Origin of the sequence: Deinococcus humi (assembly GCF_014201875.1) — a bacterium.
Lineage (GTDB): Bacteria > Deinococcota > Deinococci > Deinococcales > Deinococcaceae > Deinococcus > Deinococcus humi.
Window position 1 is genome coordinate 255127 of sequence record NZ_JACHFL010000001.1, and the last position, 20961, is coordinate 276087.

Below are 20961 nucleotides of genomic sequence, written 5' to 3' on the forward strand. Positions count from 1 at the left end.
CTCAGGTCTCGATACGGTCCACAACGGTTTGGCCCGCTGCTCGCAACTCGAAATTGATGTGATCAGCCAGCACCTGAACAGCCGGTTCGGTGAAGATGGACCCGTGGTCTCCAGGCAGCCCAATCGTTTTGTAGCCCTTGACGAAAAGCGCTTCCCAGCCCGCGATTTTGAGAGGATCGTGGACGGGTCTTTCATTCGCTTTGAAGAAGATCGCCTGAACGTCCAATGGACCTGCCCGATACGCGCGGGCAGCGGACAAGATGTCACGGTCGATGCGTTGACGGAGCCGGGTCTCCGCGTGGGCCGTGTCCTGGGCTTCTCTCTTTGTCCTGAGGTCACGCAGCCGGGTGGCGTATCTCGCGATCGACGCTGTGGGGGATTTCCTGAAAGCGGCCAGTTCGTTGGAAACCAAGTGGCTTGCCAGCCTGGACGGGGCCACGTTCTGTTGCGCGCTGCGAGGTGCATAGGTATCAACAATGATCAGGGCCTCGATCTCGTCTCCACGTGCCCTGAACTTCCGGGCAAGCTCATACATCACGAGCCCACCAAACGAATAGCCATATAGCCGATATGGCCCGCATGGCTGAATCGCTTTGATCTCTTCCAGGAAACACTCCGCCAGATCTTCAATGGTGAACGCCAGCGAATGGTCCTCCTGACGCTCCATGTGGGGGTTCAAACCATAGCTCTCCAGAGCCAGAAGATTGAAATGGTACACGCTCTGGCATTCGAGGAGAGGCTTTAACTGGCGAAGTCTGCCCTCGTCTATGCCATAGGCCTGATAGCAGAAGAGCGGTTTCGAGTCCTTCGAATCCTGTTGCCCCAAGACGAGGCCGGATTTGAAGTCCTGCTGTTCGATGCGCCGAGCAAATTCAGCGATGTTTGGAAACTGAAACACTGCGGCGACCGGCAAGCGGATGCCGAGGCGTTGCTCGATCTGCACGATGAGCCGCATGGCCAGGAGGGAATGGCCTCCGAGGCCAAAAAAGTCATCATGAATCCCGATGGGCGACTGGTTAAGCAGGTCTTCCCACAGGTCAACCAGCTGGCTTTGCAGCGGAGTTTGCGCCGGAACCCGAGACGGCTGAACAATCACCTCCGGTGCTGGGAGTGCCCGCCAGTCGAGTTTCCCGCTCGGGGTAAGTGGCAAGGCCTTCAGCACAACAAAATGGTTGGGCACCCAATGCCCCGGCACCTGGCTGGCCATCCAGACGCGCAACTCGTCAACATCAACCACACGACGCAGCACCAAGTGGGCGGTCAACACCTGCTGATCCTGACTGTACGCTCCCACCGTGCAGGCCTGAACCGCCGGGTGGCTCATGAGCACAGCTTCAATTTCGCTCGGTTCAACGCGCACACCACGAATTTTGAGCTGGCGATCCGTCCGGCCCAGGAATCGGAGCTGCCCCTCTGACGTCAGGGTCACCCGATCACCTGTCCTGTAACACCGGCCCTGACCGAATGGAAGCGTGACAAAGCGCTCGGCCGTGAGCCCGTCCTGGCGATGGTAGCCCGCGGCAACGCCAGCCCCGGCGACCAACAATTCGCCTGCCGTGCCGGGGGGCACGGGCCGCAACTGGCGGTCAACCACGTACGCCTGCATGTTCTGGATGGGCCGTCCGATCCGCTCTGGTGCCCCGGCCGTGATTTCGCATGCGGTGGCGTCTCCCGACACTTCCGTCGAGCCATATAGATTGAGCAACCGCGCCCCTGGCCAAGCCTCATGAAACCGTGAGATCAGCGTCTGGCTGAGCGCTTCCCCGCTCACCGTCCACAGCCGAAGGTTGTGCAGCCGCTGGGTGAGCCTGGGGCCAAAGTCGAGCAGCGCGCCGAGCAACGACGGCACCAAGACGATGCGGGTCACGCCCTGGACGCTGAGCAGAGTGGTCAGCCGCTCCGGATCGCGCACCACTTCATCGGGAATGATCACGCTGGGGACACCACGCAGCAGCGGTCCGAAGATCTCCCAGACACTGTCCACAAAGCCCAGGGCGGTTTTGTGGCACAGCACTTCGCCTGGCGCGAACGGATAGGTCTTCCACATCCACTCCAGCCGGTTGACCATCCCGCGGTGAAGGCCGAGCACGCCCTTGGGCGTTCCGGTACTGCCGGAGGTGTAGATGATGTACGCCAGCTGCTCGGGTGAGGTGGGGAGATCAGGGTTGTTCTCGACGTGGGGATCACCCAACAAGTCATCGGTATACAAGCGCAGCGGAGCTGTGGAGGGGAGCAGCCCCTGCAAGCCCCTGGTCGTGATCACGATCGGCGCAGCCGCATCCTCGAGGATAAAAGCCAGTCGGGGGGCCGGATGTGAGGGGTCCAGTGGGACGTACGTGCCCCCCGCCTTCAGCACCGCCAGGATGGCCAGGACGCTTTCAAAGGACCGGTTGAGGAACAGGACGACGGGCGTTCCAGGGGTCAGGCCTCTCTGGAGCAGCTGCCGGGCCAGCCGGTTTGGCCCGGCGTTCAGTGCTTGATAGCTCAGCTCCTGATCGCCCGCGCGCAGGGCCACGGCGTGTGGCGTGCGCCGGACCTGTTGCTCGAAAAGGCCATGCAGGCTGGCGTCGGGAAAGGGAGCCTGAGTGTCATTGAGCGCTTCAGTCAGGCGCAGATCGTCTGGGGTGAACAGGGACACCGCGTCCATCGGCTGGTCGGCATCCTCGGCCATGGCGGACAGCAGCTGCCGATACTGAGCCAGCAGCCGCTGCGCGGTGGTTGTGTCGAAGAGGGCGGTGTTGTATTCGAGGATGATTCGTTCTTCTCCCGGCAGCTCATGCACCGTGCAATTCAGCGCGATCTGAGCGCCGCCGCGGTCCAGGACCACAGGCGCAAATTGAATGTCCCCCATCTGCATCAGGGGCATCGGTACATTGATGTGGTTGAAGAGCACCTCAACTAAGGGGGCGCGGTTGAGAACGCGTGGCGGCTGAAGTTCCGCTATCAACTGGGCAAAAGGCATATCCTGGTGAATCAACGCCTCGATGGCGGTGGTCCGCACCTGCCCGAGCAGGTCACGAAAGGTGCGTTGACCAGTCAGATCGGTTCGCAGCACCAGGGTATTGACGAAGACACCAACGAGTTGCTCCAGTCCCTGGTGTTGTCGCCCGGCCATCGGCGTGCCCACTGCGACATCATCGCTCCCCGTCCAGCGCTGGAGCAGCACCTTGAAGGCGGTTAACATCACCATGAACAGGGTGGCATTCTCCGTTTGCGCCAGCTGGCGCAGGCGGCCCAGCATGGCCTGATCCAGGTCCAGGGTCTCAATGGCGCCTTTAAAGGTCAGCGTGGGAGGAGCCGGGCGGTCAAGCGGTAAATCAAGCGGGACAAGACCCTCAAGCCGGTTGATCCAGTACGTTCGCAACGCCTCGTAAACCTCACCACGAAGCCAGCTCTGCTGCCAATGGGCAAAGTCGCTGTACTGGAGAGGCAGATCAGGCAACCGCGGGACCTGCCCGAGGCTCAGCGTCTCGTAGCTGACCACTAGGTCCCTCATCAAGACACCCATGGACCAGGCGTCCGAATTGATGTGCGGCAGGTCAAGCAGCACCAGATGTTCCTCGGCACTTAATCGGTAGAGCGCCGCGCGGAAGACGGGGCCAGCTTCGAGATCAAACGGGTGGATCATGGTCTGCCCAATGGCCTCGAGGGCCAGATGCTCGCGCTGCTCGGCAGGCTGGTCACTCAAATCCAGGATCGGCAAGGTCAATGCTGGGGGGTGCAGGTGAGCGACCAGCCGCTCGCCTTGTTGAGAGAAGGTGGTCCGCAGGGTCTGGTGCCGTTCGAGAATGAGCCGCAGGCTCGCCTCCAGCCAGGTGACGGAGAGGGGTCCGCGCAGCCTTCCGACGCCCGCCACGTTGTAAGCGGTGCCGCCACGGTCCATCTGATGCAGCAGCCACATCCTCTCCTGCGCCGCCGACAGCATGGATTCGCTGCCCGGGGGTGCCGGCGACAGCTGGGGTAGGTTCAGGCCTGTGTTGCCGAGCAGCGCCGCCTGAACCTGCCGGACCATGCCCTCGAGGGTGGGTGCCTGAAAGAGAGCCGCCAGCGGAACGTCCACGCCAAAGGTCTCGCGCACACGGGCTGCCACCCGGATAACACCCAGCGAGTTGCCGCCCAGCTCGAAAAAGTGATCGTCGGCCTTCACTTGAGGGAGCTCCAGCACGGCCTGCCAGATGTGGGCCAGTTGCCCTTCGAGCACCGAAAGGGCGGGTGCCTCGAGCGCGGGTTGATGGCCTTTGAGAGGACTAATGCCCAGAATTTTCATCGGTCTTGCCCCTTACTGCTTTGGAAAGCTTAGGCGGAACTGGTCCCCGATTCACGCAGAAAGAGTGTGCGCGCGTGTAGACGTCGGATCTTTCCCGTCTCCGTCCGTGGGATACTCCCCGCCTCGACCAGAACCACGCTATGAACGGGGAGCAGGTAGCGTTCGCCAATCAGCCGCCGGACGGCCGAGGCCACCTGTTCAACGTCAAGGCCCGCCTGATCAGGACGCACTTCATGCACCAGCACCAGCTGCTCCTCGCCGTCCACCGGAATCGAGAACGCGGCGCTGCTGGCGGGCAGAAGGGCGGAATGCGCCGTCTCAGCCGTTCGCTCCAGGTCCACCGCGTAAAGATTTTTGCCGCGCACGATCAGCATTTCCTTGAGACGGCCGGCCACGTACAGTTCCCGCTCGTGGAAGAACCCCAGATCGCCGGACCGCAGGTACGGCCCCTCGCCGCCGCTGAGCTGGGCCTGAAAGGTGAGGGCGGTCGCTTCAGGCTGATGCCAGTAGCCGTCCGCCACCTGCGGTCCCCGGATCCAGATCTCGCCAATCTGATCGTCACCACAGGGCCGACAGGTGTCGGGGTCAACAATCACGATCTGTTGACCGGGCACGGTCTGTCCGCACCCCACCAGGACACGGCCTGATCCCGAGGTCGTCACACGCACCTGGCCCTGTTCCAAGGCCTCGGCGTCGACCCTGAGTGTGATGGGTTTGGGCGTCTGTGGCTGCACGTCGAAGGTGCCGATGCTCTCCGACAGTCCATAGGAGGTGTAATACGCACTGCGCTGAAAACCGAAAGGAGCATACGTTTGCGCGAACTGATCCAGCGTCTCGATGCGGATCGCTTCGGTGCTGAGGACAGCGATCTTCCAGGCACTTAGGTCCAGATCCTGGCGATCTTGCGGCTCAATCCGGTCGACGCACATCTGGAAAGCGAAGTTCGGGGCGCCGCTCGAACCGGCCCGGAAGCGCGTCATCGCCTGCAGCCACCGAACGGGCCGTTCAATCACTTTGGACGTGGGCAACACCACCGCCTGAATCTCCATATACATGGGCTGCAGGACGCTGCCAAACAAACCCATCAGATGTTGCAGCGGAAGCCAGTTGACTGTCGCGCCCGACGTATCGATGGCAGCCATGAGGTCGGCCAGCCCGCCGAGTCGGCGCAGAATGTGTCCATGCGTCATCATCACGCCGCGCGGCAGGCTGGTGGAGCCTGAGGTATACAGCAGCGCGGCGAGTGACTCGCCGGTGATGGCCGGAGGTGACCAGTCCGACACGTTGCCTGATGGGGCGTCCGTAAAAACCATCGGCAGGGCCCCGGCGACGCCCGAGGCTTCCAGCATCGGCTTCAGGTAGTGACCAAAACCCGTGGTCGTGAGCAGCACGCTCGGCTGGGCGTCGGTCATCAGCGAGACGAGATCATCGCTCGGCTGACCTGGCCGGGGCGGAATCAGGGGCACGGCCACCAGCCCCGCGTACAGCACCCCGAAAAAGGCAGGGATAATGTCAATACCTTCACCGAAAAGCAGGATGGCCCGGTCGCCGGGGTTGAAGCGTTGTTGCAACTGCGCGGCCAGGAGCCGGGCCTGTTCGTGCAGCGCCTGGTGACTCAACTGGACTTCCTGGGTTTCTCCGTCCGTAAGATAAATCAGGCCGTGCTCAGGGGTGGTCTGGGCACGGTCCACAAGGAGATCAACGAGAGTCACCCAGGGTGACGGGCTTGAAGCCTGACCAGTTTTCATCTGGACTTAAGTTAGAGTCCTGATCAGGAACCTTTCAAGCATTCTGACCTTTAGCCTTCAGGAGAAGCGGGTGAGGACACTTGGGGCGAACAGGACTTCCCTGGACCCTACTGCTCCTCCTGACGAAGCCGAGCCAGAACACCTGGCACGGCGTCCTCCCAGTGACCGGCTCAATACGCAAGTGATGCAGCAGCGTCGAAATCCCGCTCGCCCTCGCTCTGCGGCCAGCCGCCGTGAGAGGCACACCGACACTCTCCCACACGGCCCGCGCCTGCAACGCTCTTGGGGTCTCCTAGAGGAGTCCAAAAATCAACAAGGTCTGGAGCTGGGCGGACTGCCCAGGCTCCAGAACAGGCAGCAGAGGCTTGCCATGGTGATCAATGCCCACGGATCGTTCCAGCAGGTGCGAGGCAAACCGTGCCAGGGTGTCCGGCAACGCCCGCAGGTACAGGTCAAGGCCAACCGTGAGGCCATCGGCAGGCCGAACCCAGGCCTGATCTTCAGCCAGCACTTCCACTCCCTCACCGGCGATCCGAAGGGCAGCGGTGCTTTTGCCTGCGCTGCTCACGCCGGTCAGTCCTACGGCCCTGTGGCAGTTCATCAGGACCGCGGCGTGGAGCATCAACCAGCCGCCCGCCCGGTGCACTTCCACCAGCGCCAGCAGCCACAGGTCCGGGTGAAAACCGATGTCGCCTTCTGACCAAAATGAAATCCCCCGCACTAGACGGGGGAATTTAGTGGTGGATCGTGTAGGAATCGAACCTACAACCCGCTGATTAAGAGTCAGCTGCTCTGCCAATTGAGCTAACGATCCAGAGCAGAGCGAAGTATAGCAGCTCTCTATGGCCTGTCAAGCTGCGCCCGCACGCCCGCCGCCAGATACAGACTGCCCGTGACCAGCAGCGTCCCGCCGGAGGGAGTCAGCGCCAAGGCGCGGGCCAAAGCGTCAGCGGGATCAGGGCACTCCTCGCCACCATAGCGGGTCGCCAGAGCGCGGGGTGACGTGGCCAGATCGCCAGGAGCGGTGAACACCCGCAGCGGGGCCACGGGCAGCAGCGGGGCCAGCGTGGCGTCCGTGTCCTTGCGCGCCAGATTGCCGAACAACAGGACATCGACATGCGGCACCGCCAGGGCAAGCGCGTGGGTGGCGTGCGGATTGTGCGCGCCGTCCAGCAGTACGGTCTTGCCGTCCACGTTCAGACGTTCAAGACGGGCCGGGTGACGGGCCTGCAAGGCTGCCTCCACCCCCGCGTCATGCCCCAGCATCCGCAAGGTGGCGACAGCCAGCGCCGCATTGGCGTGCTGGTGTACTCCCTCCAGGGCGGGCGGATGCGGCAGCGCGAACAGTTCCGGGTGGGTCCGGGGCGTCAGCAGCGGCGCGCCTCGCTCCCGGGCCACCGCCCGCGCCACGTCCAGTGCGTCACCGCTCGCAGTGGTCAGCAACGGAACGCCGGGCTGGGCCGCTCCGGCCTTGTCGCGGGCAATGTCGGCCACAGCGCTGCCCAGCACGCTGGTGTGATCCAGGTCCACGTTGGTCAGGGCCACCGCCACAACATGGCCCAGCGCGTGGGTGGCGTCGCTGATGCCGCCCACACCAGCTTCCATCACCGCCAAGTCAACGCCATCCTCAGCGAAGACCTGACAGGCCAGGGCCAGCGTTAGATCGAAAAAAGCAGCGTCCGGCGCGTGCACCCTGGCCCAATCGATAAATTCCTGTGTCCGCGCCGGGGCGAGGTTGACGCCGTTCACCCGGATGCGTTCCTCGTAGGCGTGCAGGTGCGGGCTGGTAAAGCGCCCCGTCCGGACGCCAGCGGCGATCAACCCCGCTTCCAGCATGGCGCAGGTGCTGCCCTTGCCGTTGGTGCCGATCACACGGACTGAGCCAAACCGGGTGTCCGGCGAGCCCAGCGTGTCCAGCAGGGCCCGCACTCCCCCCGGCCCGCGCGCCCGGCCCGCGCGGGTCCGGGAATACAGCCAGTCATAGTCGGGCGCCGTCACAGGCCAGAGGCTAGCGCGTCCGGGTAGCATGCGGGGCGTGAGTGAAACACCGTCCGTGAGTCAGACACCGCCCCCGCGCCTGGGCGTGGTGATGGGCAGCCGCAGTGATTTTCCGACGATGGAGGCTGCGCTGGAGGTGCTGGCCGCCCTTAACCTCCCTTACGAGGTGCGCGTGCTGTCCGCCCACCGCACGCCGCAGTTGCTGCCCAGCTACGCGGCGCGGGCCGAGCGCCTGAACTTCACCTGCATCATTGCCGGGGCGGGCGGCGCGGCCCACCTGCCGGGGATGCTGGCGGCCTTCACGCGGGTGCCGGTGCTGGGCGTGCCGGTGCAGAGCCGCGCCCTGAGCGGCCTGGACAGTCTGTACAGCATCGCGCAGATGCCGGGCGGCGTGCCGGTGGCCACCTTCGCCATCGGCACGGCAGGCGCGAAGAACGCCGCGCTGTTCGCCGCCGCCATGATCGCGGTCACCGATCAGGAGGTCAGAGACCGGCTGAACATTTACCGCCAGCAGCAGACGCAGGCCGTGCTGGACGAGCCATTCTTCGAGGGTCACCCCAGGGCAGGAGCGGAATGACTCCCGCCGCACCACAGCTGGGCATTCTCGGCGGCGGGCAGCTGGCGCAGATGCTGGCGCTGGCCGCCCTGCCGCTGGGCGTGCGCGTGACCATGCTGGAGCCGGATGACCAGGCCCCCGCACGGCTGTGTGCCACGCACCTGCACGCCTCCTACACCGACGCGGCGGGACTGGACGCGCTGGCCGCCTGCGACGCGGTGACGCTGGAATTCGAGAACGTCCCGGTGGCCGCCCTGACCGCGCTGGAAGGCCGCGTGCCGGTGCGTCCGGGCCGGGAGTTGCTGGAACGCAGCAAGCACCGCGCCCGTGAGAAGGAAGCCCTGCGGGTGGCCGGGGCGCGAACGGCTCCGTTTGTGGTGATCGAGACCGGGACCGATCTGGATGGCGCGCTGGTACGGATCGGCGGACCGGGCATCCTCAAGACCTCCGAGTTGGGATACGACGGCAAGGGGCAGGCGCGCGTCTCGGACGAGGCTGGACTGCAGGCCGCCTGGGACGAAATGGGGCGCGTTCCATGCGTGCTGGAAGGTCTGGTGCGATTCGAGCGCGAGGTCAGTCTGGCGGTGGCCCGCACGCCGGACGGTCAGGTGGCGTTCGGACCACTGATCGAGAACGTCCACAGGAACGGCATTCTTCGCACCAGCCTTTTCTTAGAGGGAGACCCTCACGAGGCGCAGGCACGCGAGATCGCCGGGCGGGTGGCCTGGGCCTGGGGCCTCGAAGGGCTGATGACGCTGGAATTCTTCCAGCTTCCAGGCAGTGAGCTGCTGGTCAATGAGGTGGCTCCGCGCGTCCACAACAGCGGCCACCTGACGCAGGACGGCAGCAGCGTCAGCCAGTTCGAGGCTCAGGTCCGGGCGGTGCTGGGCCTGCCGCTGGCCGACTGGCGGCCCCTCCTCCCGTGCGCGATGGTCAACATCATCGGGATGGAGGGCACAGACGGGCAGCCCCTGGAGCCGGACTGGGCAGGCATCGACGCGCTGCCCGGCACGCGGCTGCACCTGTACCACAAAGCCTGGCGCGCCAGGCGCAAGCTGGGACATGTCAACCTCGTCGCGCCTGACGCCCGGATACTGCGGGAGCGGCTGGCACAGCTCGAACGCCTGATCCCCTGAGATCCTTCAGGACGCAAACATCGGCATTCACAGCCCTATCGCCGCCTTGGCGGACCGGACAGCACCAGCGATCGCGGCCACCCCACTATTCTGCCTGGCATGACCGCCCCACCTGTGCCCACCGAACTCCGCACGCCCCGGCTCTGGCTGCGTGCCCCACGCGAGCAGGATGCCGGGGCGGTTCATGCCGCCGTTCACGCCTCGCTGCCCGAACTCCAGCCCTGGATGGTCTGGGCCCAGCAGCCGGATGATCTGGCGGGCACGGCCCGGAACCTGCGCGAGGCTGCCGAGCGCTACGCCGCCCGCGAGGAACTGCGCCTGCTGGTCTGGAACGCGGACGGCAGCGAGTTGATCGGCAGCAGCGGCTTTCACGCCCTGAACTGGAGCGTGCCGAAGGGCGAGATCGGCTACTGGATCGCCAGCGCCCACACGGGCCAGGGCCACGCGCAGGAGGTGGCCGGGGCACTGACCGAATTCGGGCTGAACACGCTGGGGCTGCGCCGCATCGAGATCCGCTGTGACAGCGCCAACGAGCGCAGCGCCCGCATTCCGCGCAGGCTGGGGTACACCCTGGACGCCACCTTGAAGAACAACGCCGTGGCGGCGGATGACCCGAATCAGCTGCGCGACACGCTGGTCTTCAGCGTCGTCCGCTAGAGCGGGTCAGGGGGTGATGCGCGTACCCGCCTCCCCGCGCACTGCCGCCGCCAGCACCCCCGCGGTCATGCCGCTGGCCACCGTGGCGAACGGCGCGCCGAGGTCGAGGGCGTCCAGTGCGGCGCGCACCTTGGGAATCATGCCCCCGGCGATCCACCCTGCCGCAATACCCTCCTCGACCTCGGCGCGGCTCAGCTGGGCGGCGCGGCTTTCAGGGTCAGGATAGTGGCGGTACACCCCGTCCACGTCGGTCAGAAAAATGATGCCCTCCCCCAGCGCCCCGGCCACCGCCCCGGCAGCCGTGTCAGCATTGATGTTCAGCGCCTCGCCGTCCGGCCCCACGGCGACGCAGCCCAGCACCGGGGTGATCCCCGCGCCCAGCAGGGTCCGCAGCAGCCCGGCGTTTACCCCGGTCACGCGTCCCACCCGGCCCAGCGCGGGATCGAGAACCTCAGCCCGCAGAAGTTCGCTGTCGCGGCCCATCAGGCCCACCGCCCCTCTCACTTCCTGGCTGAGGCGCTTGTTCAGGGCGCACAGCGCCATCTCCACCACATCCATCAGTTGGGGTGGTGTGACGCGCAGGCCGTTCCTGAACTCGCTGCTCAGACCACGCGCCGTCAGCTCACGCTCAATGAATGGGCCGCCGCCGTGGACCACCACAGGGAGGTATTGATCGCGCAGGGCCGCAATCTCGGCGGCCACTGCGCGGCGCAGTTCGGGGCTTTTCATGGCGTTGCCGCCGTATTTGATGACCATGCACAGAGTGTAATTGTCGACTGTCCCGTCGGGCACGGTCAGAACAACGGCAGCTCCGTGGACAGGCGTTGCTTGCCGCTAGTCGCGCCGCAGCGAACGCCACACCAGCGCCGCTCCGGCAACGGCGAGCGTGCCCAGCACAAGGGTTTTCAGGGGATCACGGGTGCCGGCCTGCGGGAGCGTGACTGGCACCGGGTGATTGAGATACCAGCCGCGCACGGGCCGCGCCGCCTCGTCGAAGTTGCGTGCGAGGCGGGCCAGGGCAGCGTCCATATGTGTTCCGGCCATGGGATGCCCGTGTCCGGTGGCTGCCAGCGCAGGGCTGAGCGCCGCGAGGGCACGCACTGATTCGCGCGCCGCGTCCCAGTTGGGGGTGTAATACGCGGGAGGGCGGTGAACCAGGACAGGCTTCAGCGTCAAGGCGCCCACCGCCGACTCCTGCTTGGTGGTGACGAAAGCATCTCCGGCTATCAGGGTGCGGTCGGACTCGCGCCACAGGGAGACATGACCGACGCTGTGTCCCGGCGTATGCAGCCAGCGCCAGTCGGGCAGGAACGGCACGCCACCCCCCTCAGGCAGAGCCTGAATCTGAGGACGGAAATCGAACGGACCGGGGACAAAGGCGGGTGAGAGCAGGCTCATCAAACCGCCCACGGTGGGATCCGGGAACGGATACGGCACCTGGCCTGTCAGATAGGGCAGTTCCAGCGGATGGGCGTACACCGGCACCTTCCATTCCTCGAGCAGGTCATGCAGGCCGCCGATGTGGTCGAGATGTCCGTGGGTCAACACGATGGCCGCAGGCGGCCTGCCCGCGTGGTGTTTCTCGATGGCGGCGCGAATCATCGGGGCGGTCAGAGGCATCCCCGCGTCCACCAGCACCCAGGGTTCTCCGGGCAGGCCCAGCAGGTAGGCATTCACCATGGGCAGCCGCACCCGGACCACATCGGGACGGAGCAGCTGAGTCCCGCCGAAAGTGGAGACCGACGGCGCAGGCGGGCGAATCTGGTCGCTTGGGAATGGTGGCGTGTCAGGCGTCTGGCTCATGGGCACATCCTCTCGGGCTCAGGGAGAAACTTCGGGTGTTTCTCCCATGCTAGGGAACCCTCGTGAGGAGCGACTTGCGCCCGGCCTAATCCGGCCTTAAGTGGTCCCGGACCCCGTTTGAGGGCGACTGCTCAACAGGCCGGTCCTGTGGCCTAGGCGAACTGGCGCTGCATCAGCAGGATTTTCAGCTCGTGCGGACTGGTGGCGGTGGCCATGGCGTCCTCGGTGGACATGTGGCCGTCCTGCACCAGCCGCGCCAGATGCTGATCGAAGGTCTGCATGCCACGGGCGCCGCCCTCCAGCAGGGCCTGCTTGATCTCCTCGGTGCGGTCCGGGTCCTTGATGCACTCGCGGACGGTGGGCGTGCCCAGCAGGATTTCCATGCCCAGCACCCGGCCCCCGCCCTGACGCGGCAGCAGACGCTGGCTGACGATGCCCACGACGCTCTCTGAGAGGCCCTGGCGCACCTGGAGCCGTTCGTGCGGCGCGAAGAAATCGATAATGCGGTTGACCGTGCGAACAGCGTCCTGGGTGTGCAGCGTGCTGAAAACCAGGTGCCCCGTCTGCGCGGCGCTCAGCGCGGCTTCCACCGTTTCCTTGTCACGCATCTCGCCAATCAGGATCACGTCGGGGTCCTGGCGCATGCTGGCGCGCAGGCCCGCCGAGAAACTCAGGGTGTCCATGCCCAGTTCACGCTGGCTGATCATGGCCATGCGGTCGCGGTGCAGCACCTCGATAGGATCTTCCAGGGTCACGATGTTCACCGGCTGCGTGGCGTTGATGTGATCGATCATGCTCGCCAGCGTGGTGGTCTTGCCCGAGCCTGTCGGGCCGGTCACCAGCACCAGGCCGCGCTCATGCTGGGTCAGTTCCGTGAAGGTGTTCTCGGGCAGCCCCAGTTGCTCGAAGGTGGGAATGGCCTTGTCCTCGATCACGCGCATGATCAGGCCGACCGTGCCGCGCTGGTAGTAGGCGTTGACCCGGAAGCGCGCCAGCCCGGCGATGCCGTAGGCGAAATCGGCCTCGCGGCGGTCCTGGAACTGTTCCCACATGGCCCCCGGCATCATCTCGCGCGCGAAATCGGCGACGTGCTCAGGGGTCATGCGGCCCTCGCCGTAGCGCTTGATCGAACCGTTGACCCGTCCTGCCGGGGCGCTGCCCGCCCGCAGGTGAATATCGCTGGCCCGGTCGCGCACGATGGCCGTCAGGATGGAATTGAGAATACTCATCTGGTCACCCTCATCTGAGGCCAGATTAGGGGTCAGGGTCTTACAGTTTTCTGCGTGGCTGGGCGGGCGAATTTCGCCCTCAGCAGGGTGGGCGAAGCCTCTCATACAGGGCTGGCCGAGTGGTCGGCACACTGTTCTGGACACCCTTTTCCTGGAACACTCCCTCAACGGACGGCAAAGACCGGGCCATGGCAGAACAGGCGGAGTGGTGTTCCAGAGCCGTTTTCTCGCCTTTAGTCGCCCGGCCTGCTCCGCGTGTTTGAAAGGTGTAAAGGCCCGTCGGCCCCACGCTCAGGAGGGCGCGGCTTCCGGCATGACCTGTTCCTCGGCCCGGCCACCGTCTTTCTCGCCGCGCAGCTTGCGGCTTTCCAGGTCCGCATGCTGGTTCAGGTAGCGGAGCCAGGCCTTGGCCGTCAGTGGCCCAAGGCCGTTGTGATTCACGGTGGCCCCCTCCTCCGGAGGGTTTGCATGCAGTTGCCGGGCCAGATCCACGGTGCCGGCACGGGTCTGCGACAGCAGGTTGCGCAGATCGGTCAGGCTGGCGTCCTGCGCGGGGCGGTAGGCGTGGTAGGTGTCGGACCCATACGGCTGCCGTCCCAGCGCCACCCGCAGGCGGTTCTGGCCCCAGCGCTCGATGCCGATGATGTGGGACAGCACCTCGCGGTTGGCCGGGGTATCGGCCGCACGCGCGGCGCGTCCGGCCAGCGCGATGCCCCCGCGCTCCAGGCCCTGGCCCAGGTCGGTGTAGCTGCTGCGCCCGGCAGGGGCTTCCAGCACGCGCGAGACCACGAACTCCTTGACCTCTTCCTTGCGCTGGCGGGCCAGGTACGCGGCCCCGGCGGCCAGCCCCACCCCGGCCACCGTGATCAGGGCTGGAACGAGGGCCTTGCTGCTACTCGACTTGGTCATGGTGCAGTGTACGCGGCCCGGGGCCGGCAGGTTCCCGCCGGGTCACTCGTGAACCCTTAGCGAACTGGAGGCTCCACCACCCCGTCCGGCGTGCCGATCAGGGTCACGTACGAGTCGGCGGCACACGGCAGCGTGGGCGCCAACATCAGCGGGTGGGCCAGGGTCAATTCTGGCAGGCCCATTCCCACGCCGCGCGCCGCCCAGCCGAAGCCCTTGCCCAGCCGCGCGCCGTTCCGCCCAAGCGCCACGCTGGCGATCACGGCGGCCTGCGCGTCTTCCAGCGAGGGCCTGTCTGGTACGAAGAGCGCCGGCTCACCCACTCCCGGCATGGCACTCAGGCGGGCGCCCGCCGGGTCGGTCAGCCGCCAGTACCACACCCCCCCGCGCTGGCCCACCTTCTTCTGGTTGGGCACGTACAGCGTCATGCCCGCGTCCAGCGCCAGCTTTCGCAGCGGGTACAGCGCGCGGTCCGGCCCGACGATCAGCGTCCGCAGTCCGGCCACCTGCGGGTGTGCCAGCAGATGGCGCGCCGCCTGCCGGGCACGGGTGAAATTGGGATGATGACCGTGCGGCGGCAGCGGGTATGCACAGGCCCGCGCCCGCAGCAGCGCCGTCCAGAGCTGTTCCCGGTACGCGCCGGGGGTGATGGGACCGTCCATTCTCCGGCCCAGCGTAACGTCCGCTGCCACTGGGAGCGAGCACTGCGCCGTTCAGTTCCGCCGGTGAGGGGGGTAGAGGCCGATCAAGCTGACTCCAATCCCTAAGAATCTCTCGGCGGCCTGCTGGAGGAATGAGACAGCACCCACTGCGGGCAGTGTCCCGGCTAAACTCGGTGCATGACAGTGGTGCGGGTGGCGGCGGCGGCGTATGGGGTGGACTTCCTGCCCGACTGGGCCGCCTATGAAGCGAAGATCGCGTCGTGGGTGGCCGAGGCGGCGGCAGCGGGGGCGGAACTGCTGGTGTTCCCCGAGTACGCCGCGCTGGAACTGGTGGCGCTGCTGCCCGCCGAACTGCGGCACGACGTGCTGGGGATGAGGCCCGCCCTGCAGCTTTTCCTGCCGGAGTTTGTGGGCCTGCATGCCCGGCTGGCACGGCAGTACGGCGTGTGCCTCGTGGCGGGCAGCTTTCCGGTCCAGGTGGGTGAGAGCTTCGTCAACCGCGCGCACGTCTTCGCGCCGGACGGCCGCTCTGGCTGGCAGGACAAGCTGCTGATGACCCGTTTCGAGGCGGAGGAATGGCAGATCTCGCCGGGCGAGGGCGTGCGCGTCTTCGAGCTGAGCTTGCGCGGGGGCACAGAGTTGCGCTTCGGGGTCGCCACCTGTTACGACAGCGAATTTCCCGGTCTGGCCCGCCGGGTGGCGGAAGGCGGCGCGGAACTGCTGCTGGTGCCGTCCTTCACCGGCAGCCGCGCCGGGTTCACCCGTGTGCGGGTGGGCAGCATGGCCCGCGCACTGGAAGGGCAGTGCTACGCGGTCCATGCCCCCCTGATCGCGGACGCGCCGTGGTCCTATGCCATAGAGGACGCCGTGGGCCGCGCCTCCATCTACGCCCCCGCCGATCATGGCCTGCCTGACGATGGCCTTGTCGCCGAGGGGGGCTGGAACGCGCCGGGCTGGCTGATCCACGACCTCGATCTGGCCCTGACCCGCCACGTGCGCGCCGACGGCCATGTGCTGAACTGGCGGGACCGGACGGCGGCCTCAACGCGGGCCACCCCTGCCGAAGTCGTGACCCTGGGGGCCAGCGTTGGCGTCTGAGCCGCAGGTTCGGAAGCTGGGGGAAGGGGACACCGCCCTGTACCGCGAGGTGAGGCTGGCCGCCCTTCTCAACGACCCGGACGCCTTCATCACCACCGCCGCCGAGTTCCAGGCGAGGACGCCCGAGTCGGTGGCGGCTCAGCTGCGGCCACGGCCCACGCTCGTCAACTTCGGCGCGTTCGTGGACGGCGCCCTGATGGGCCTGCTCTCTCTGGCGCGCGAGGAACGGCCCAGATTGAAACACAGGGCGAGTATTTTTGGCGTCTCGGTCGCACCAGAGGCCCGTGGCCAGGGTTGCGGCGACGCGCTGCTGCGGGCAGCCCTGGCCCACGTACAGACCTGGGAGGGCGTGACCTCGGTCCACCTGTCCGTGACCGAGACACAGGCTGCCGCACGGCGCCTGTACGAGCGTCACGGCTTCCAGGTCTGGGGCACGCAGCCCGACGCCGTTCGGGACGACCAGGGGCGGGCCCTGATCGAACATCACCTCTGTCTGTTGCTTGAAGACCCGTCCGCCTGAGGCCACAAAAGCCAGCGCCGGACCCTCGTCAAAGAGTCCGGCACTGGCTTGAGATCTGGTGCTCGGGATGGGACTTGAACCCACACAGCTAAGCTACACGCCCCTCAAGCGTGCGCGTCTACCAATTCCGCCACCCGAGCAGACGATGAAACGAGGGCAGAAGCAATACTAGGGGTGACCCCTGCCCATGTCAAGACACGGGCCCTCCAGCTGTGGTATCGTCCTGTGCCGCCGCGAGCGGTTCGGCCCATGCCCGGTCACCGGGAATGGATTTTGCCGGAGCTGCTGCGCGCGGGACTTCAAACAAGAGAGGGAACATTCATGATCGACAAGAAAGCCACCATCGAGGCCCACGCCAAGAGCGACAAGGACACCGGCAGCACCGCCGTTCAGGTCGCCCTGCTGACCGCCCGCATCAACAACCTGGGCGCCCACCTGGCCGAGAACAAGAAGGACAAGCACGGCCAGCGCGGCCTGCAGCTGATGAACGGCCAGCGCCGCCGTCTGCTGAAGTACCTGGAGCGCACCAACTACGACGAGTACATCGCCCTGACCGATCAGCTCAAGATCCGCCGCGGCCAGCGCATCGTCCGCTAAAGACTGCTTCAGGCAAACCGCCGCCCCGTCTTCGGGGCGGCGGTTTTTTGTGGCTTTCTAAGAGCTGCCGCTCAGCGGTCACTCTCAGCGGTGCGGCGGCGGTCCACAACGCTGGTCCAATCCCCACCCCTGACCGGAATCACGCCGGGACGCTTCATGCGCTCGGCCAGGGCGTAAAGGTAAACCCATGCGGGCAGCGTCTCGCCACCTTCCAGCGTCAGCGTGACCTGCTCACGGGTGTACAGGGGCGGCGTCTCGGCCACGCCCTCCAGCTCATCCAGAAACGGCAGCGCCAGCGGCCAGTCGGTGGGCGCGTAGGTCAGGGCAAACCCGCGGACCGCCTCTTCCCCATCGCCGGGAACGACGGCGGGATACGCTTCCGGCCACAGGTGCAGCAGGCGGTGGCCCCACAGGACCGCGGGGCGGGCCTGAAAATGCCCCCCAAGCGCAGCGATATGGGCGTTGCGCTCGCCGGGCATCAGCGTGCCGTAAACAAAGACGGTGGTGGGGGGCGACTGGGACACGCCCAGAACTGTAGCGTCCGCGCCCGGCCCTTCAGAGCCGCACGCCGCGCGGCTGGTGAAAGTAGACACGGCCCACCACCGTCACCTCCTCGGGCTTGACCGGCGGGTGATCGGGGTTGTCGCTGGTCAGCCACAGCGCCCCCCCGTAGCGCCGGAGACGTTTGACGGTCAGGCCCAGACCCGAGACATGCAGCACGTACACCAGCCCCTCGCGCAGGTCCAGATCGCCCGGATCGACGTAAATCCGGTCACCGGGCCGGATGCCCCCGCCAGCGGTGGTCATGGACTCGCCGCCCACCTCCAGCACCAGCATGCCGGGGCGGTGATCCCGCACGGGGACCAGTTCGTGGTCGATGACGCTGGCGGGGTCCTCGGTCACGGGCAGCCCCGCGCTGGCCAGCGCGCGCACCGGTACGCGCACCAGTTCCAGCACGTGCAGGGCCTCATCGCTGGGAGCGGCCTGCAGCAGCGGCAACCCGGTGCGGGCCACCCACTCGCCCGCCGGAATCTCCAGCGCGCGGCGCAGCGCGTCCTGGCGGGCCGGGGTCAGCGCCCCCAGCGGGCGGGTGCCGCGTTCCAGACGGCTCAGGTACGGCTGCGTGACGCGCCCGGCCTGCCCGCCGTGGTCCAGCGTGCGGGCGCTGACCTCCCCCTGCTGCAAATTCAGGGCCGCGCGCCGCGCCCCCAACCAAGCTGCCAGTTCTGGAGAGGGTAGTTCGCCCGTCATGCGCCAAGTTTAACGGGAAGCCCAAAATCTACGGGAATCCAGATCACTTGTAATATGCCTGTAGACATAATAGGCTATGGCTCTGAAATACGCCTAAAGCAGAATGGGGCGTCCGTTTCCGTCCTCAGCCGTTCCACCGGAGGTCCGCATGTCCGACAGCTCCCCTGTTCCCGCCTCGCTGCTGATCCTGGCCCCCCTACTGGGTGCGGCCTTCGTGGCTGGCGGCATCACGCAACTGGCGCGGCTGCTGGGCCAGGACGAGACGCCGCGCGCCCGCGCAGTGGCTGCCCTGGCGGTGGCCGCTGGCATTGCTGCCCTGACCGTGGTGGCCCTAATGACCGTGACCCTGCCCCCCGACCCGTCCCCGGCCCTGCTCCTGGCGGCCGCCTGCGTGACTGGCTGGAGTGGCCCCGGCATCCTGGCGCGGCTCGGCACGGTGATCGAGCGCCGCCTGGGTCTTTCTCCCTCCCCCACCGTGTTCGGGCCAGAACCCGGGCCGGACGAGCGGGAAGGGCGCGGGCCGGCATAGACGAGCCCACACCCGTGCCTTACCCGGTGAAATGCAGGGAATCTGACCGTTGACCGGGCCAGGAAGCCAAGATGGAAAGTCCCGCCACAGACCCTTCACCCCATCACAAGCACAATGAATCATGACCGCCGAGACTGACCGTCTCCCGCGCCGGGATGTCCGGGGCCGGGACTCCAAACCACGCTCTTTCCTGCTGTCCGCGCTGTTGCTGGGCAGCCTCTGCCTGTCGAGCGCGCAGGCGTTGCAGGGCCTGCCGCTGACCGCCCAGAAACCAGCCCAGAGCAGCACGGACAGCACTTCCAGAAACACCCCCAGACCGCTGACCGACGCCGAGCGGCAGACCCTGAGGACGCTGTTCAGCAAGGTCCGGCCCGCCACCCTGCGCATCGAGCAGTGCGACCTCAACAAGCCGGGGGCCTGTGACGATCCCGACGGCATCGGCTCCGGCGTGCTGATCTCCGCGGACGGGCTGGCGCTGACCGCCTACCACGTAGTGGAAGGTGCGCCCAAATTGAGCGCCCAGACGGTGGACAAGAAGCGTTACGCGGTGGAAATCGTGGGCTACGACGACCAGGACGATCTGGCGCTCCTTCGGGTCTCCGTGCCGAAGGGCACGCCCTTCGTGCCGCTGGCCGCTGCGCGTCCCAGCGTGGGCGACGCGGTGCTGGCGGTCGGCAACGGTGGAGGCAGCTTCCTGCAATCCAAGTCGGGCCGTCTGACGGGTCTGGATGCCAACGCCGGACCCGGCGGGGCCACCTTTCCCCCTGGAACCTTGCAGATGAGCGCGCCGCTGGTGCCCGGTGACAGCGGCGGTCCGATCCTGAACACCAAAGGCGAACTGACCGGGATCGTCAGCTACATCAGCATCAGCCGGAACACCGGGCCGGCCTCCTTCGCCGTGCCGGTCACGGCCAGCGACGCCCGGCTGGCGGACCTGCGCGCCGGAAAGAAACTGGACGCGCCGATCATCGGCATCAGCCTGAATGGGCCGTACACCGCACTGCTGACCATCGACGCCACGACCTTTAAACGTGCCAGCGAACTGCTGAACCTGGGAGACACGCCTGGAGCGTTCTTCACCGCCGTCAATCCAGGCAGCCCCGCAGAGAAGGCGGGGCTCCAGCCGCTGAAACTCAACGACAAGGATCAGCGGGTTTCCGGCGACATCGTGACCGAGGTGAACGGCAAGCGCATCATCAACTTCGATGAATTCCAGTACGCCGTGCGGACGTACAAGCCCGGCGACACGATCACCCTGACCGTGTTGCGGGACAGCAAGCCGCTGATGGTCAAGGTGACCCTGATCGGGCGCAGTCAGAGTCAGCCCTGAACCCAGAGATCGAGGGGAGGCATCGAATGTCTCCCCTCTTTTTTGTTCTGTAGCACGGGTTTCAGGTCTCAAAGCAGCAGAAGTCTTAAGAATCCCTCTTGACATTTATGTCCAAAACAGAATAATGGCCGTATGGATACCCTCAAGAAAGCAGGTGCGATGCTGGCCCACCTCGACCTCTTCCACCAGATGCTCGATCTCCGGGGGCTGTTGCAACTGGCCGCCCACATGGAGGAGCGCGGCGACCGCGTGACCCTGATCAGCGGCGAGACCATCACCCTGATCGGCGCGGAGATGCTCAGCGACGCGGGCGTGACCACCGGCAAGGGGGCCAGAATCGAGGCCGCCACCGCGTACCGGGTGTTGCAGGGCCTCAAGGGCCACGACGCCCCGGAATACGCCGTGACCCGTGAGGAACTGGGCGCACTGAACGCCCGCGCCGTGTCCGAGCTGGAAGGTGGGGACGCCCTGCGCGCCTTTGCCGATACGCTGGCACGCATCGGGGCGGCTGGTGCAGCCGCGGCCCCAGCCCCCACGCCCGCAGCCGAGACCCCTGCCGAGCGTCCGGGCCGTGGACGCCGCGCCGCCGAGACCGAGGGCAACCCTTCCGAACAGCCTGCCGCGTAAGCCAGCACCTGTCGCCGCGCCCCACACCGACCCATCAGGGATCAGTG

At 66.3% G+C, this 20961-nt stretch carries 20 protein-coding genes and 2 tRNA genes; 9 read left to right on the forward strand and 13 right to left on the reverse strand.

Annotated elements, in window-relative coordinates; genetic code table 11:
- Position 1: 1 nt before the first annotated feature.
- The 5 genes from HNQ08_RS01315 to HNQ08_RS01335 form a co-directional block, all read right to left on the reverse strand.
- Positions 2–4267 carry a non-ribosomal peptide synthetase gene (locus tag HNQ08_RS01315; protein WP_184127279.1) on the reverse strand — a complete coding sequence of 1422 codons (4266 nt, stop codon included), beginning with the start codon at positions 4265–4267 and terminating at the stop codon, positions 2–4.
- Between the two features lie 29 nt (positions 4268–4296).
- The gene (locus tag HNQ08_RS01320) at positions 4297–5958 is read right to left on the reverse strand and encodes an AMP-binding protein (protein ID WP_184127281.1); all 1662 of its coding nucleotides are present in this window, start codon (positions 5956–5958) and stop codon (positions 4297–4299) included.
- A 349-nt stretch (positions 5959–6307) separates the two neighbouring features.
- Complete coding sequence (locus tag HNQ08_RS01325; RefSeq protein WP_184127283.1) at positions 6308–6736, reverse strand: P-loop NTPase family protein; 429 nt, start codon at positions 6734–6736, stop codon at positions 6308–6310.
- A gap of 17 nt (positions 6737–6753) precedes the next feature.
- Positions 6754–6829, reverse strand: a tRNA-Lys gene (locus tag HNQ08_RS01330).
- 26 nt (positions 6830–6855) lie between these two features.
- Positions 6856–8013, reverse strand: a complete 1158-nt coding sequence (locus HNQ08_RS01335; RefSeq protein WP_229789558.1) for a glutamate ligase domain-containing protein — start codon at positions 8011–8013, stop codon at positions 6856–6858.
- Between the two features lie 28 nt (positions 8014–8041).
- Between HNQ08_RS01335 and purE the strand changes: the two genes are divergently transcribed.
- The 3 genes from purE to HNQ08_RS01350 all read left to right on the forward strand — a co-directional run bounded on the left by purE (position 8042) and on the right by HNQ08_RS01350 (position 10362).
- Entirely contained in the window at positions 8042–8590 is a 549-nt protein-coding gene (gene purE / locus HNQ08_RS01340; RefSeq protein WP_229789563.1) for a 5-(carboxyamino)imidazole ribonucleotide mutase, read from the forward strand.
- On the forward strand, positions 8587–9705 hold the full coding sequence (purK, locus tag HNQ08_RS01345) for a 5-(carboxyamino)imidazole ribonucleotide synthase (protein WP_184127287.1): 1119 nt from the start codon (positions 8587–8589) through the stop codon (positions 9703–9705). The genes purE and purK overlap by 4 nt, the downstream gene beginning before the upstream one ends.
- 99 nt (positions 9706–9804) lie before the next feature.
- A complete protein-coding gene (locus tag HNQ08_RS01350; protein ID WP_184127289.1) occupies positions 9805–10362 on the forward strand; it encodes a GNAT family N-acetyltransferase in 558 nt (185 codons plus the stop codon).
- Between the two features lie 6 nt (positions 10363–10368).
- Here the strand turns inward: HNQ08_RS01350 and argB are convergent, their stop codons facing one another.
- The 5 genes from argB to HNQ08_RS01375 form a co-directional block, all read right to left on the reverse strand.
- Complete coding sequence (gene argB / locus HNQ08_RS01355) at positions 10369–11118, reverse strand: acetylglutamate kinase (RefSeq protein ID WP_184127291.1); 750 nt, start codon at positions 11116–11118, stop codon at positions 10369–10371.
- A 78-nt stretch (positions 11119–11196) separates the two neighbouring features.
- Positions 11197–12165, reverse strand: coding sequence for an MBL fold metallo-hydrolase (locus HNQ08_RS01360; protein WP_184127292.1), 969 nt, complete (start codon positions 12163–12165; stop codon positions 11197–11199).
- A 152-nt stretch (positions 12166–12317) separates the two neighbouring features.
- On the reverse strand, positions 12318–13394 hold the full coding sequence (locus tag HNQ08_RS01365; protein WP_184127293.1) for a PilT/PilU family type 4a pilus ATPase: 1077 nt from the start codon (positions 13392–13394) through the stop codon (positions 12318–12320).
- Between the two features lie 291 nt (positions 13395–13685).
- On the reverse strand, positions 13686–14303 hold the full coding sequence (locus HNQ08_RS01370) for a DinB family protein (RefSeq protein WP_184127294.1): 618 nt from the start codon (positions 14301–14303) through the stop codon (positions 13686–13688).
- Positions 14304–14359: 56 nt separating this feature from the next.
- Positions 14360–14962: a 5-formyltetrahydrofolate cyclo-ligase gene (locus HNQ08_RS01375; protein ID WP_184127295.1), complete on the reverse strand. Its 603-nt coding sequence runs from the start codon at positions 14960–14962 to the stop codon at positions 14360–14362.
- Between the two features lie 177 nt (positions 14963–15139).
- Between HNQ08_RS01375 and HNQ08_RS01380 the strand changes: the two genes are divergently transcribed.
- Positions 15140–16060 carry a carbon-nitrogen hydrolase family protein gene (locus tag HNQ08_RS01380; RefSeq protein WP_184127296.1) on the forward strand — a complete coding sequence of 307 codons (921 nt, stop codon included), beginning with the start codon at positions 15140–15142 and terminating at the stop codon, positions 16058–16060.
- The gene (locus tag HNQ08_RS01385) at positions 16050–16580 is read left to right on the forward strand and encodes a GNAT family N-acetyltransferase (RefSeq protein ID WP_184127297.1); all 531 of its coding nucleotides are present in this window, start codon (positions 16050–16052) and stop codon (positions 16578–16580) included. The genes HNQ08_RS01380 and HNQ08_RS01385 overlap by 11 nt, the downstream gene beginning before the upstream one ends.
- A gap of 56 nt (positions 16581–16636) precedes the next feature.
- On the opposite strand, the gene HNQ08_RS01390 is transcribed toward HNQ08_RS01385, so the two are convergent.
- Positions 16637–16720, reverse strand: a tRNA-Leu gene (locus HNQ08_RS01390).
- Between the two features lie 181 nt (positions 16721–16901).
- On the opposite strand from HNQ08_RS01390, the gene rpsO reads away from it, so the two are divergent.
- Complete coding sequence (gene rpsO, locus HNQ08_RS01395; protein ID WP_184127298.1) at positions 16902–17177, forward strand: 30S ribosomal protein S15; 276 nt, start codon at positions 16902–16904, stop codon at positions 17175–17177.
- A 71-nt stretch (positions 17178–17248) separates the two neighbouring features.
- Here rpsO and HNQ08_RS01400 read toward each other — a convergent pair whose 3' ends face one another.
- Positions 17249–17701, reverse strand: coding sequence for a gamma-glutamylcyclotransferase (locus HNQ08_RS01400; RefSeq protein WP_268239991.1), 453 nt, complete (start codon positions 17699–17701; stop codon positions 17249–17251).
- Between the two features lie 31 nt (positions 17702–17732).
- Complete coding sequence (locus tag HNQ08_RS01405; RefSeq protein WP_184127299.1) at positions 17733–18428, reverse strand: S24 family peptidase; 696 nt, start codon at positions 18426–18428, stop codon at positions 17733–17735.
- Positions 18429–18576: 148 nt separating this feature from the next.
- On the opposite strand from HNQ08_RS01405, the gene HNQ08_RS01410 reads away from it, so the two are divergent.
- The 3 genes from HNQ08_RS01410 (at position 18577) to HNQ08_RS01420 (ending at position 20914) form a co-directional block, all read left to right on the forward strand.
- Positions 18577–18957 carry a hypothetical protein gene (locus HNQ08_RS01410; protein ID WP_184127300.1) on the forward strand — a complete coding sequence of 127 codons (381 nt, stop codon included), beginning with the start codon at positions 18577–18579 and terminating at the stop codon, positions 18955–18957.
- 121 nt (positions 18958–19078) lie between these two features.
- Positions 19079–20287 (forward strand): S1C family serine protease, encoded by a 1209-nt coding sequence (locus HNQ08_RS01415; protein ID WP_184127301.1) that lies wholly within the window; start codon positions 19079–19081, stop codon positions 20285–20287.
- Between the two features lie 132 nt (positions 20288–20419).
- Complete coding sequence (locus HNQ08_RS01420) at positions 20420–20914, forward strand: multidrug DMT transporter (protein ID WP_184127302.1); 495 nt, start codon at positions 20420–20422, stop codon at positions 20912–20914.
- The last annotated feature ends 47 nt before the right edge of the window (positions 20915–20961 follow it).